This window comes from Clostridium sp. AM29-11AC (assembly GCF_003480545.1).
GTDB lineage: Bacteria > Bacillota > Clostridia > Lachnospirales > Lachnospiraceae > Otoolea > Otoolea saccharolyticum_A.
On sequence record NZ_QUJI01000013.1, the window covers coordinates 57,116 to 70,284 of the forward strand.

Sequence of the window (13,169 nt, forward strand, 5' to 3'; positions counted from 1 at the left end):
TGCTGTTTGGCTATTTCTTCGCTATCTCTGATTTGTTCACTTATTTATCTCTTTCTCTGTTTACTGTGACGCTTAAGCCAAGCCCGGTTAGAGGGCTATCTCCTCATACCCTTCTGTAGACGGAAGTTCAAACTCTGCCGGCTGTCCGGGATGATTGATTGTAATGTCCATATCCATGTGCATGTCCATTGCCGTATCGTCTGAAATTATGGTCATGTCAATCACCGCCCTCTCTGCGGTAAGGGCTCCGGCTGAGTTCAGGGAAATCTCTCCCTCATAGCGCTTCAAGCTCACTGTCATGCCGCTTCCTGCATTCATATTTCCCATAATTCCTTCTGTCAGGCCGTTGACCATATCCAGATCTCCGGTAAAACGGTATGTGACTGAGCCGTCCTCGTGGCGCTCCTCGGTGATATCTCTGAGATAATCCATATTATCTGCAGTCAAAGAGCCTGTCTGTGTCTGCTCAAGAGCCTCTGTCATATCCATGGGCACCTTATATTTCATACCGCCTGTTTCCATGTAATAGTAGCCGCCTGTATAGAAGGTTCTCTGCTGTACCTGCTGTCCCAGGAAGGACGTATTCATATCCATCAGATATTCCGGATTTGTTCCCGAGAGCCCCCTCATCTTGAGAGTTCCTTCCATCGTTCCGTCCATGGCAATCCCCTGCGCAGATACAGAGTAATTCATCCTGATGGTGCTGTCCAGGCTGTCGCTCATCCCCTGCGTAAGAGCATCCTCAATCCGGCTCATGACATTCTGGGGCTCGGCACCATCGCTCGGAGCTGTCTGACCCTGAGAAATCTGATCTTCCCCCGTCTGTTCTCCTGCGGCCTGCCCCTCCGGCTGCTGGGATGTCACGGCTGCCGGCTGTGTCTGAACCTGTCCTCTCTGTACCCAGCATCCGTTTTTGTCTACCCGGTAGCCTTCCGCGATCGTATCTTCAGCCATATAGCCATTTGAATAGAAATAATAGCACTCCGCCGTTCCATCACCATTTCCATCCAGCCAACGCCAGCCGTCCCGCGCATAGCTTCCGTCGTCCTCCTGCCACCGCCAGCCTCCATTGTCCTGTTTCCACTCCCCCGCATATACGGCAGACGACAGCAGGACGGAAAAAGCGGCTGCCGCAAGCATCATTTTTACTGCCCGTTTCATACATCCATCTCCTTTTTTTGCATCGGTCGTCAGTTTCCGTGCCCAGAATTCTGGCATAGATGTATTATACTCCTTTCATTTCTAAATATATAGTATTTTGTTGTATTTTTTCTGTATTCTAATTCTTGTTCTGTTTTTTATTCTTATATTCAGGCACCTGTTCTTATTACGTTTTGTTTTCCGTCTATATCAAAACAGAAGAAAGAGGCCGCTTTTCCGGTTTCTGTTCCGGAAAAACGGCCCCTCTCACGTTTGCCACACTGTGCCTTTTAACCTTTTAACCTTTTATCCCATTCCATCTACTGTCCCATTTCCGGCCTGACCCCCGGCTGGAACAGGTGCTGTTCCTTACTGCATAGCGCCGGAAGCATCCAGATAGCGGCCATTCGGCGCTGTACGGTTTGCCCACATGGCTCCGCTGTCGTCGAAATAGTAGGTCTTTCCGTCTATGGTCTGGTAGCCTGTCATCATAGCTCCCCTTGTTCCGTCGGAAACAGGATTTAAGTAGTACCATACGCCGTTAATCTGCTGCCAGCCGGTCTTCATGGCTCCCCTTGTTCCGTCAGAAACAGGATTCAGATAGAACCAGCGGTTGTCGATGAACTGCCAGTCTGTCTGCATGTAGCCGTTCCTGTTGAAGTGGAACCAGTTGTTGTCCACAAACAGCCATGCATTTACAACTGAGCTGCCATCCGCATTCCTGTACCACCATCCGTTTGCGTCCTGGATCCAGCCGGCACCTGAGCCGCCGCTGATAGTATAAACCTCACTGGAATCAATATCAATATTGTCTGACTCTACCCACTCGCTCTTTTCGTCATCGCTGGTGCAGATTGCTCTGACTTTAAAATAGTAGTCGCCTGTCTTTGTCATGTAAGAATAGAAGTCATAGTAATCATTGGTCGTACTCACGGTCTGTACAAGGCCGTCGTTCCTGTAGAGTTTTACCTCATACTTGTTTGCATCGTCCACCTGGCTCCAGGTTGCCGTCTTGTCGGACCACTCCGCCTCGTCCGGCTCCTCCAGATCGCCGGAGATCTCTCTCATCTCAATGTATACAATCAGCGTTGTATCATCATCGTCCTTTTTTATCTTCTTCAGCTTCGTGTGCATACCGCTGACCTTCACGCTGCTCTTGGAATACTTATCGAAATCATATCCGCTTTCTGCCTCAAATTCCAGGCAGATGACCGGCTTGGTTCCTCTTGTAAACTCGTCCTCCTCGTCATCAAAGTATTCGTCTGAAACCCGATTTATTACGCCTGTAGGCCAATTGGTCACTGTGTAACCCGGGATATCCATATTGTCCCCCGCCTCTGGCTCTTCCCCGTCAAAACGAATCTCAAGCCTTCCTGACACGTCCTCTATGTCATCTTTGGCAAACACCGTCACCGACATTCCCAGAGCCAGCAAGGCTGCCGCAGAGAGAGCCGCTATGCCTTTTACGCTCTTTCTCATCTTCTCTCCTCCTTTACCTTCTACTCTTTTGTCAGAATCGTTTTTCAATTCCTCTAAACTCATTATATCAAATCCCATACCTTTCGTCAAAGAGGTTTGGCCTGTTTTTGGCATCCTCCTCTGATATGGTTATTATATCAGGATTCTGCACAATATTTCTAACTTTTTATTTACAGTTTTGTGACATTTCCCTGTTTTTAAGGAATTTTCTCAGAACAGCACAGCGAAAAAACAGGCACAGCTGTCAGAATCCTGTACAGTATCTCTTCTCCCTGCAGCTTTGAGTGCCGTCTCCCTCGGGCACGGGAAAGGCCCGGAGGAATATCCCCCCGGGCCTAAGGTGTCAGTCTGAACCGCTGCCTGGCCGCGGCTGTTACTGGAAATACTTCACGCCGGATTCAAAAATCTTGATATCCTGGTTGCCGTAAATATTGACAGCCACGCCGTCGCCGATTCTCTCAGAGTGGGCCATCTTTCCGTAGATACGGCCGTCCTCACTTGTAATTCCCTCGATTGCCATCATGGAGCCGTTGGGGTTCCATGCCTCATCCATGGTCGGTCTGCCCTCGGTATCCACATACTGGGTTGCCACCTGGCCGTTTGCATAGAGCTTCTCAATCCACTCGCTGCTTGCCACGAAACGTCCTTCTCCGTGGGAGACAGGATTTACATAGATTCCGCCAAGCTCTGCCTCGCGAAGCCATGGGGACTTGTTGGAAACTACCTTCAGGTTCACCATCTTGGAAATATGGCGTCCGATAGTATTCATGGCCAGTGTCGGAGAGTCGCTCTTTAACTCTGTAATCCTTCCCTCCGGCAGAAGTCCCAGCTTGATAAGAGCCTGGAAGCCGTTGCAGACGCCTAAAATCAGACCGTCTCTCTCGTTTAAGAGCTTTTCGATCTCCTCCTTGAGGACTGCATTTCTGAAGGTTGTGGCAAAGAATTTTGCGGAGCCGTCCGGCTCATCGCCTCCGGAGAAGCCTCCCGGGAACATCACGATCTGAGACTGGGCGATGGCCTTTTTGTAGACCTCCACAGAATCCCTGATGTCTGCCGCATCCCGGTTCCTGAAAATCTTTGTGATAACCTCTGCCCCTGCCCGCTCAAAGGCCTTGGCGCTGTCGTACTCACAGTTTGTGCCCGGGAATACCGGAATAAACACTCTCGGTTTCGCCACCTTATTTTTGCAGATGTAAACCTTGTCTGTATTGTAAATCTCTGTTCTGACTTCCTTCTGCTCCACACCGGATTCTGTGGCGAACACGTCCTCCAGCGTCCTGGTCCATGCATTTAACGCCTCGTCCATGGAGATGGTCACATTGCCGTATTCAAAGGCTGCGCGGTCTGTCACCTCTCCGATGACTGTGTAGGTGATGCCAAGGCTTCCCACCTTTCCGTCCGGCACCTCGCATACGATGTTGCCCCAGCCCGGAGCAAAGAAATCTCTCGGATCCACATTGTGCTCTACTTTAACGCCCAGCTTGTTTCCAAAGGCCATCTTGCTGACTGCCTCGGCGATTCCGCCGGCCTCCACAGCGTAGGCAGAGATGATGTTTCCGGCCTCCATATCGCGGTAGAGCTTCTCGTAGCTGTCCATCACCTGGCTGTAAACAGGAAGGTCATAGCCGTCCTTCTCGATCTTCATCACCACAATCTTGCTTCCGGCCTTCTTAAACTCCGGCGTTACCACATGCTGTTTGTCGGAAATGTCTACAGCAAAGGCGACAAGTGTCGGCGGAACATTGATCTCCCCGTGAACTTCATCGTTGAAGGTTCCGGACATACTGTCCTTTCCTCCGATGGACGGAAGTCCGAAGCCCATCTGTGCGCTGTATGCACCGAGGAGAGCGGAGAACGGCGTTCCCCATCTGGTTCTGTCCTCTGTCATCCTCTTGAAATACTCCTGGAAGGTGAAGCGGATCTTCTTAAAGTCGCCTCCGTTAGCCGCAATCTTGGCAACAGAATCCAGGACGGCATAGACAGCCCCGTGATACGGGCTCCAGCTTGAAAGATACGGGTCATAGCCGTAGCTCATCATGGTCACAGTGTCGCACTTGCCCTCCAGAACAGGGAGCTTTGCCACCATAGCCTGGGTCTCTGTGAGCTGGTATTTTCCGCCGTAAGGCATGAACACGCTTCCCGCTCCGATGGATGCGTCAAACATTTCCACCAGTCCCTTCTGGGAGCATACGTTTAAGCCGGAAAGCAGCTTCAGCCAGTGCTCTTTCACATCGCCGATCTCTTTTCGCTCAAATACATTGCCCTCTCTTGTGGGAACCTCCACTGTGACAGAAGCCTCCTGGTGAGCTCCGTTTGTATCCAGGAACGCACGGCTGATATCCACGATGGTCTTTCCTCTCCAGTGCATCACAAGCCTTGGAGCTTCTGTGACTACGGCAACGGGAACTGCCTCCAGGTTTTCCTCTGCCACATAGGCCATCATCTGCTCAACATCCTTTTTGTCTACCACAACGGCCATTCTCTCCTGGGACTCGGAAATGGCAATCTCCGTTCCGTCCAGTCCCGCATATTTCTTCGGCACCTTGTCAAGGTCAATTTCAAGTCCTGCTGCCAGCTCGCCGATGGCCACAGACACACCGCCGGCGCCGAAGTCGTTGCACTTCTTGATCAGGCGGCTTACCTCCAGACGGCGGAATAAGCGCTGGAGCTTTCTCTCTGTCGGCGGATTTCCCTTCTGAACCTCAGCGCCGCAGACCTCGATGGACTCCTCTGTATGTACCTTGGAGGAACCGGTAGCTCCGCCGATTCCGTCACGGCCTGTCCTTCCTCCCATGAGGATGATCACATCGCCCGGATCCGAGGTCTCGCGGATGACATTCTTTCTCGGTGCTGCCGCCATCACTGCGCCGATCTCCATTCTCTTGGCAGCGTAGTTCGGATGGTAGATCTCCTTCACATAGCCGGTGGCAAGGCCGATCTGATTTCCGTAGGAGCTGTAGCCGTGAGCCGCATCTGTGACGATCCTCCTCTGGGGCAGCTTTCCGTGCATGGTCTCAGACATAGGTCTGGTAGGATCGGCAGCTCCCGTCACGCGCATGGCCTGATAGACATAGGTACGGCCGGAAAGTGGATCGCGGATGGCTCCGCCCAGACAGGTAGCCGCCCCTCCGAAGGGCTCGATCTCCGTCGGATGGTTGTGTGTCTCGTTTTTAAAGTTTACGAGCCACTCCTCTTCCTTCCCGTCGATGACAACGGGAACCACGATGCTGCAGGCGTTGATCTCCTCAGAAACCTCCATGTCCTGAAGCTTTCCTTCTTTTCTCAGCTTCTTCATCGCCATCAGGGCCAGATCCATCAGGCAGACAAACTTGTCGCTTCTCCCCGCATACAGCTCCTCCCTGTCAGCCAGGTACTGTCTGTATGTATTCTCGATGGGCTCATTGTAATCACCCTTTGTAAATTCCACATCCTTGAGCTCTGTCTGGAAGGTGGTGTGGCGGCAGTGATCGGACCAGTAGGTATCAAGCACGCGGATTTCTGTCACAGACGGATCGCGCTTCTCCTCATTCTTGAAGTAATTCTGAATGTGAAGGAAATCCTTGAAGGTCATAGCCAGGTTTAAAGAATCATAGAGGGACTTAAGCTCCTCCTTCGGCATATCCATGAAACCGGCAAAGATCTTTACATCCTCCGGCTGCTCGAATACGGCCACAAGGGTTTCCGGCTTCGGGTTGTTGTTTTCTCTGGAATCCACCGGGTTAATGCAGAGAGACTTGACAGCCGCCTTCTCCTCCTCTGTCAGTGTTCCGGATACCACATACGTTGTGGCGGAGCGTATGATCGGTTCCTCCTCCTCGCTTAAGAGCTTCACGCACTGTTCTGCGGAGTCCGCTCTCTGGTCGAACTGGCCGGGCAGATACTCTACTGTAAAAACGGTATCTCCCTCGCCTGTCTCAAAGCTCTCCTCATATACATCATCCATCGGCGGCTCGGAAAAGATGGTGGAGAGTGCCTCCCTGTAGGCAGCCTCTGACACGTTCTCAATGTCATAGCGGATGAGAACTCTCACTCCGGTCACTGTCTTAATGCCCAGATAACTCTCGATCTCATCGCGAAGCTCCTTTGCCTTAACGGCAAATTCTGGTCTTTTTTCCACAAAAATACGTCTTACGCTCATAGGATCCTCCTTACAGATCTCGCCTTTTGTAATTGAACTGTTTTGTATTGCATCAAAGCGGAAAGCCCGCTTCTTTTTTCCATAAGTCCAGCCTCTGCGCCGGCGCTTTCGCGCTGCCGGAAGCTGCGCTGCCCCTGACCGCTCTTTATGCGGTTTCAGCCCGGACAGCCTTTTTCCTTCCGCTTTATCATAAACAAAAAATATAAATAAGTAAAATTAATATATTTAATATATATTATAATTTCGACTAATTAATCAGATTCTTGACTCTCTGCACGGATCTGCTATAATAAGGATGCCTGTTCGGAGGTCATATCATTCCCAGGAAACAGTGTGAATGAGGCGCAGGAAAATGCCCCTGAGCATATCCATTCATAAATGGTAAGCCGGATAAGACAGCAGACTACTATATCTGTTCCTTATCCGGCTTTTTATCTGTGCGGAGGGGGATATGAAAGACTTTGCCGACGTTCCTGGAAAGTGGTTTTCACAGCACGGGAGAATCCATTTTATTTACAGAAGGAGAATGAACAGATATGAAATCAACAGAAGCTTTCACGGAGGGACGCATTCTAAGTTCCCTGCTGCGCTTTGCAGTTCCCGTACTCTTCAGCCTGTTTCTGCAGGCGCTCTACGGCGGAGTTGACCTTCTGGTGGTGGGGCAGTTTGCCTCTACTTCTGATGTATCGGGAGTAGCCACGGGAAGCATGCTGCTTCAGACCGTCACGATGATCATTACGGGACTTTCCATGGGAATTACCATATTAGTCGGCGAGAAGACGGGAATGAAAAAGCTCCAGGAGGCCGGGCATGCTGTAGGAACCGGCATCTGCCTGTTTGCCGTCTTTGCCCTGGTGCTCACTGCCGTCATGACCGGCGCGGCCGGACTTCTCGCCCGCCTGATGCACGCTCCCCAGGAGGCCTATTCACATACCTTATCCTATATCCGAATCTGCGGAGCCGACTCTGTCTTCATCGTGTCCTATAATGTACTGGGCGCTGTGTTCCGCGGAATCGGCGACTCCAAAACCCCTCTGATGACGGTTGCCATCGCATGTGTCATCAACATTGCCGGAGATCTGCTGCTGGTAGCCGTGTTCCACATGGGCGCGGCGGGAGCTGCCCTGGCCACTGTGGCCGCCCAGGCTGCAAGTGTTGTCATTTCCCTCTTTGTGATCCGTAAAAAAGGACTGCCTTTTCCCTTTTCACGAAGTTTCATACGCTTCAGGAAGCATCTCATCCTGAAAGAGTTGAAGCTTGGAACGCCTGTGGCCCTTCAGGAGCTTCTGGTGGGCTTTTCCTTTCTGGTAATCCAGACTGTAGTAAATTCTTTCGGGGTAACAGACTCCGCCGCCATCGGAGTAGGTGAAAAGGTATGCGTGTTTATTATGCTCGTCCCCTCCGCCTGTATGCAGTCCATGTCAGCCTTCACTGCGCAGAATATGGGAGCCGGGAAGCCAGAACGGGCAAAGCGGGCTCTCGGCTGCGGGATTTCAGTTTCCTTTGCGGCGGGGCTTATCATGGCCTGGCTGACCTTTTTCCACGGCGATCTGCTGGCTTCTATTTTCTCAAAAGACGAAGCCGTCATCGCCGCTTCCCACAGCTATCTCATGGCCTACGCCATCGACTGCATGCTCACTCCGTTCCTGTTCTGCTTCACCGGCTATTACAACGGCTGTGAGAGAACTCTGTTCGTCATGATTCAGGGCCTCATCGGGGCCTTCCTTGTGAGGATTCCCCTTGTCCTCCTGACAAGCCGGACAGCGGGAGTCACCCTGTTTCAGATCGGCCTTGCGACACCTGCCTCCACCGTTGTCCAGATCTGCCTGTGTCTGGCCATGTTTCTCTGGCTCAACCGGCAGGGAAAAGGCCGTCCTGCTCTGCACCCAGACGTTTAAATTCCTGTTCGAAGGAGAGCTCAAACTGGACAGCTCTGTTTTTCTTCAGAAGCTCTCCCAGATCCACATACCGGACACGGCTGTTTCCGTAGGTGAGCCAGTAAAAACGCAGGGACTCCGCACACATGACAGAAGTGTACACGGTGTAGTCAAAAGGCGTCACCCCTCTGTCATACTCAGTGATGGTTCCCGGTTCGCTTACTCTGACCATGCCAAGGGGGAAGGCCGCACTGTCGAACAGGCGAAGCATCCTGGCCACTCCCTCCTCCTCATTTCGGCCTTTTTCACAGTATTTTTTCAGGAAGGAAAGTCTCACGAACCGCGACGGGGAGGACCAGTCTCCCGGAAGGCCCTTCATGCCGCCCCCTGAGAAGCACTGTTCAAGGCTGTCCCCGTTGATGTGCAGGGTATCATAGTCCAGGTCCCGAAGCCCCGCATAGGTCAGGAGATTCGTCCGATGCCACGGGTAACCTGGACTGTTGGTCATCACTCCCATGGTGTTTCGGTAAATATGAAGCCCTTCCCTATCCGGCTCCACGATCACAGATTCTCCCGTTCGGTCAGCGAACATCCAGTGAAGAGTGGGAACCATTCCTAGCATTGGTGCACCGGACAGGGTAATATTTTCCTGAAGCTCCCTCACCACCTCCTCCACATTCCTGCACCTTCCAAGCAGATAGGTGATCAGAAACGGAGGCTGCACAGGCCTGGTACCGGGACGGCATTCTCTCTCAAAATGGGCAAAGCCCCTGTAGTAGAGCTGTCCCCCCATCAGCCCCTCCTCATTGATCCCCTCATAGAGGGCCGGCGTAGATTTTAACAGCAGGGAGCCGATCCCCACCGCCCCGTAGATAGTTTCCGTTCTGGTGTCCTCCCTGAGTGTGTTCTCAAGGCTCGTCCCATAAGTGTAAAATACCGTTTTCCGTGGGAGAAAGGTCACTCTCGTCCCCTCTGCCAGCCGGTTAAAATCGAGATTTCTTCCCCAGAGGTGCTGTCCATCGGCAGTTTCCCAGCTGAAGGCGCTGCATCCCCCATGGAGGGATGACAGAAATGCTTCGGCTGCTCTCCTGCCCTCCAAACACTCTTTCCCGTCTGCGGACAGAACGCTCCTGTCTGCTCTTTCTGTTTCCGTTTTCTTTTTACTGGTCATGTAATTCCCCCTGCGGCCTTCTTCTGCCGCTGTCTCTCCTATCTCTCCTGTCTTCCTGCTTTTTTCCAGTCTTCTGACGCCCGTGTTCCGGCGTCTTTCATCTGCTGACTTTTTCTGATCATTTGTCTCTGCAAAATTTCTTCTGCTAGTTTCCCCTCTTCTGCCTTATTTTATGCCGTCGTCTGAGCAGGATTTTCCCAGATGGCTCACATCATTGAGGCAGAGGAGCCTTCCCTCTCCTGTCTTCCTGTCATATTCCACTGTGGTGATGCTGGCGTTTTTCACAATGATCTCATTTTTCTCCTGCCTCTTTCGGATCAGCCATAATACCGCAAAGACCAGAATTCCCCCATGGGCTACCAGGGCGACATCTCCCCTGGCCTCCCCGATGATCCGCTCCATGGCTTTGGATATGCGGGCCTGACAGTCCTCCCGCCGCTCCCCTCCTGTAGGAGCATGCTCTGCCGGATTTTTGTCCCAGAGGGCAAAATCCTCGGGGTAGCGCTCTTCAATCTCACTCCATGTCATCCCCTCCCAGAACCCGAAATCCACCTCTCTGAGCCCCTCCTCGGCAATGACAGAAAGTCCCTGCCGCCCTGCCACACATTCAGCCGTCTGATAGGCCCGCTTTAAAGGACTCGCATATACGGCCGTCACCGGGTATCTTTCCATAGCCTCTGCCAGAAGCTCCGCCTGCAGGAGGCCTGTCTCATTTAACGGGATGTCCGTCTTCCCCTGAATTTTCCCTTCACTGTTCCACAAGGTCTGTCCGTGCCGGATCAGATACAGCTTCATCTGCAGGCCTCCTTATTCTCCGCTGACGCTCATAGCGTCCAGGGTCAGCTTCATAATATCCTTGATCTCCTCCACCGTCATCTTCATGCGTGCAGCCAGCTCCTCCACCGTCGCCTCGCGGCCCAGCTCCTCAGCCATTTGGGCAGAGATGTCCTTTAACACATTCACTCTCGCAAGCATCTCCTCCTCGATTTTCTGCTCAGTATCCTGAATATCAAGGGCAGTCTCCAGAGCCTCGCGGATACGTTCCTCCGCCTGTGCCCGGAAATTTCCCCCCTCGTATTCGGAGACCAGAAGCAGAAGGGCCATATTGGCCTCCTGAACCAGATCCCCTGCCGGAAGTCCCCTGTCTCTGTACTCCTCGGAAAGCTCGGCAGCCATGGCCAGGCAGCCCTCAATCAGGCGCTTTTTTGCCCTCTCGTTTCCTGACAGGAGCTCCTCGGAAAGCTCCTCCATCTCATCCTCAGTGCAGGGAATGATGCAGTCCATCTCATCCTGGTACATCTGGTAAAAATCCTTTTCCTCAAAGGCTCTGTCCTCTCTCATGGTATCTCTCCTTTTCTATTCTTTTCTTGCGCATTTCCCGTTGGCTGTTTCTGTCTTTCCTGCGCGTCAGACTCCTGCTTCTACGCATGGAGCCTTCTGATAATCTTAAAAATAACCTCCCCTTCAAACACAAGAGGCTTCGTGTGGGCATAGAATACGATTCCATCCGTAGGCGCAAGGACCTGGCTCACAATCTCCCCTGTTCCGGGATCTATGATCGTGGCCATCACATCGCCGCAGGAAACCTCTGTCCCGGGATTTTTCTCTCTGATGAAGAATCCCGGCGCACTGGTAATCACATTGGCCAGATCTTCCTCTGTGATCACACTGGCAATGTAGCCGCTGTGGCTGTTGTACCGGATGATCCCCATTCTGGTCAGGAAGCGGAGCACCGACGAGGCTGACTGGATAGCCGCCTCCTGATCAATATTCTCCGTCGCCGCCGTGTAGACGGAAAAAGCGCTGGTTCCCTCTAACTGCCAGTTATAGTTGAGGGACGCCGTATCATAAGCCGATGTCCGCTGGATCATCACGTAGGGGAGGCCAAACAGGTTTGCAAGACTGGGGCTGTGATACCCTGTCTCGAGCATTCTCACATGAGGAACAAACTCTCCCACAGAGTACAGACTTGAAAACTGGATTCCATAACTGTAGCCTCTGGCTTTCTCAAACAGAGTGCCGGCCAGCCTCTTCGTAGTTTCCCCCTTCTGATCTCCCGGGAACATCCTGTTTACATCGGAATTATCTGTGGGCCAGAAATGGCGGTTTACGTTGACAGACGGCTGGTTTAAGGACGGAATCACAAGTATCTCATTGTCCCCTGCGATTCCTCCCCTGGATTCAATCTCCTTAAGCATTCTGACAAGCTGAGAGCAGATATAAAGCTGCTGGATCTCCGTCCCCCGCATAGGCCCCACAATACAGGCAGCCTTCTGCCCTCCCCGACCGAACCGGTACCCCTTTATCTGATAGTCCTCCCGGCAGGCCCTCTTCATGGAAAAAATAACTTCTGTTCTCATGGCCTCTGCGCCCCCTCCTCATCAAGTATCCTGGCAATCAGGGAGCCTGTCTCCACCACCGGGTAGGCTCTCAGTGTAAACACAAGGCCGCTGCAGGGAGCATAAAAGGTTTCCTCCACCGTTCCGTCGAGGGGGTTCACAATATCTCCCAGCACTTCTCCCCTCCTGATTCGGCTGCCGTGCTCCGCCTTCGGCACAAAAATTCCCGCTCTCTCCGCATTCAGAAGCTCCACCCTGCCATCCAGGGACACTACAGGCTCCCTCGGCTTCACCGTCTCCCCGTCCCAGATTCCCAGGTCCTTCATCAGACAGAAAATACCGTCTGTCAGCTGCATGCAGTAGCTCTCTGTAATCCTCATTCCCACGCCCATCTCCACCACCAGCGTCGGAACTCCAGCCATATTCAGGCTGTGGGCCAGGGTAGATTCCAGCACCGTGGATGCCGGATGTACCCAGACAAATTCCGTGTTCAGCCTTTTTGCATACTGAACCAGGTTTTCGGATGTGCTGGCATTTAAGCGCACCTGTGGAATCTCCCTGATATAAATATTGCTGGCATGAATATCGATGCACATATCGGCACCTTTTATGTCTTCCAGTATGCTAAATGCTATCTGCTCGGCCACGGACCCGTCCTTTTTTCCGGGAAACAGACGGTTCAGATCCATGTCAAAAAGGGGAACAGCTCTCGTAATGGTATCAATCCCCAAAGGATTCAGCGCAGGATAGATCTCCACAATTCCCTTCAGATGTTCCATCCCTTCCCGGATCCTCCTGTTCAGCTCGTAGCAGACATACTGTCCTTCCAGTTCGTCGCCGTGGGTCCCTGTCACAATACAGATCCTCTTCTCTCTGCCTGTGCGCTTTGGCGGTTCTATGACATTTTTTCTGATTATCAGATTTTCCTCCACCGGAAGTCCCAGTGAGATCACTGTCTTTATCATTCTTCTTCACTCCTGCCCGGAACCTGCCTCCTGTCCGGCTCCGGAATTTCATCTTTTCTG

At 52.3% G+C, this 13,169-nt stretch carries 9 protein-coding genes; 1 reads left to right on the forward strand and 8 read right to left on the reverse strand.

Going from position 1 to position 13,169, the window contains the following annotated elements:
* Positions 1–87: 87 nt before the first annotated feature.
* The 3 genes from DW757_RS10705 to DW757_RS10715 form a co-directional block, all read right to left on the reverse strand.
* Positions 88–1,161, reverse strand: a complete 1,074-nt coding sequence (locus tag DW757_RS10705) for a choline-binding protein (RefSeq protein WP_118751699.1) — start codon at positions 1,159–1,161, stop codon at positions 88–90.
* A gap of 348 nt (positions 1,162–1,509) precedes the next feature.
* Entirely contained in the window at positions 1,510–2,619 is a 1,110-nt protein-coding gene (locus DW757_RS10710) for an N-acetylmuramoyl-L-alanine amidase family protein (RefSeq protein ID WP_118751700.1), read from the reverse strand.
* A gap of 373 nt (positions 2,620–2,992) precedes the next feature.
* On the reverse strand, positions 2,993–6,757 hold the full coding sequence (locus DW757_RS10715; protein ID WP_118751701.1) for a phosphoribosylformylglycinamidine synthase: 3,765 nt from the start codon (positions 6,755–6,757) through the stop codon (positions 2,993–2,995).
* Positions 6,758–7,293: 536 nt separating this feature from the next.
* On the opposite strand from DW757_RS10715, the gene DW757_RS10720 reads away from it, so the two are divergent.
* Positions 7,294–8,655, forward strand: coding sequence for an MATE family efflux transporter (locus DW757_RS10720; protein ID WP_118751702.1), 1,362 nt, complete (start codon positions 7,294–7,296; stop codon positions 8,653–8,655).
* On the opposite strand, the gene DW757_RS10725 is transcribed toward DW757_RS10720, so the two are convergent.
* The 5 genes from DW757_RS10725 to DW757_RS10745 all read right to left on the reverse strand — a co-directional run bounded on the left by DW757_RS10725 (position 8,609) and on the right by DW757_RS10745 (position 13,109).
* A complete protein-coding gene (locus DW757_RS10725; protein WP_182433291.1) occupies positions 8,609–9,805 on the reverse strand; it encodes a linear amide C-N hydrolase in 1,197 nt (398 codons plus the stop codon). The genes DW757_RS10720 and DW757_RS10725 overlap by 47 nt on opposite strands.
* 165 nt (positions 9,806–9,970) lie before the next feature.
* Positions 9,971–10,600 carry a histidine phosphatase family protein gene (locus DW757_RS10730; protein WP_008395983.1) on the reverse strand — a complete coding sequence of 210 codons (630 nt, stop codon included), beginning with the start codon at positions 10,598–10,600 and terminating at the stop codon, positions 9,971–9,973.
* Between the two features lie 12 nt (positions 10,601–10,612).
* A complete protein-coding gene (locus tag DW757_RS10735; protein ID WP_008395984.1) occupies positions 10,613–11,146 on the reverse strand; it encodes a sigma-70 domain-containing protein in 534 nt (177 codons plus the stop codon).
* Between the two features lie 80 nt (positions 11,147–11,226).
* Positions 11,227–12,165 carry a M14 family metallopeptidase gene (locus DW757_RS10740; protein ID WP_015574012.1) on the reverse strand — a complete coding sequence of 313 codons (939 nt, stop codon included), beginning with the start codon at positions 12,163–12,165 and terminating at the stop codon, positions 11,227–11,229.
* Positions 12,162–13,109, reverse strand: a complete 948-nt coding sequence (locus DW757_RS10745; RefSeq protein ID WP_008395986.1) for a M14 family metallopeptidase — start codon at positions 13,107–13,109, stop codon at positions 12,162–12,164. Before DW757_RS10745 ends, DW757_RS10740 begins: the two co-directional genes overlap by 4 nt.
* Between the last annotated feature and the right edge of the window lie 60 nt (positions 13,110–13,169).

What these genes read in the sequence shown, in the direction of transcription:
- DW757_RS10705 (WP_118751699.1), bottom strand. Translation starts at nt 1,161, where the DNA reads ATGAAACGGGCAGTAAAAATGATGCTTGCGGCAGCCGCTTTTTCCGTC.
- DW757_RS10710 (WP_118751700.1), bottom strand. Translation starts at nt 2,619, where the DNA reads ATGAGAAAGAGCGTAAAAGGCATAGCGGCTCTCTCTGCGGCAGCCTTG.
- DW757_RS10715 (WP_118751701.1), bottom strand. Translation starts at nt 6,757, where the DNA reads ATGAGCGTAAGACGTATTTTTGTGGAAAAAAGACCAGAATTTGCCGTT.
- DW757_RS10720 (WP_118751702.1), top strand. Translation starts at nt 7,294, where the DNA reads ATGAAATCAACAGAAGCTTTCACGGAGGGACGCATTCTAAGTTCCCTG.
- DW757_RS10725 (WP_182433291.1), bottom strand. Translation starts at nt 9,805, where the DNA reads ATGACCAGTAAAAAGAAAACGGAAACAGAAAGAGCAGACAGGAGCGTT.
- DW757_RS10730 (WP_008395983.1), bottom strand. Translation starts at nt 10,600, where the DNA reads ATGAAGCTGTATCTGATCCGGCACGGACAGACCTTGTGGAACAGTGAA.
- DW757_RS10735 (WP_008395984.1), bottom strand. Translation starts at nt 11,146, where the DNA reads ATGAGAGAGGACAGAGCCTTTGAGGAAAAGGATTTTTACCAGATGTAC.
- DW757_RS10740 (WP_015574012.1), bottom strand. Translation starts at nt 12,165, where the DNA reads ATGAGAACAGAAGTTATTTTTTCCATGAAGAGGGCCTGCCGGGAGGAC.
- DW757_RS10745 (WP_008395986.1), bottom strand. Translation starts at nt 13,109, where the DNA reads ATGATAAAGACAGTGATCTCACTGGGACTTCCGGTGGAGGAAAATCTG.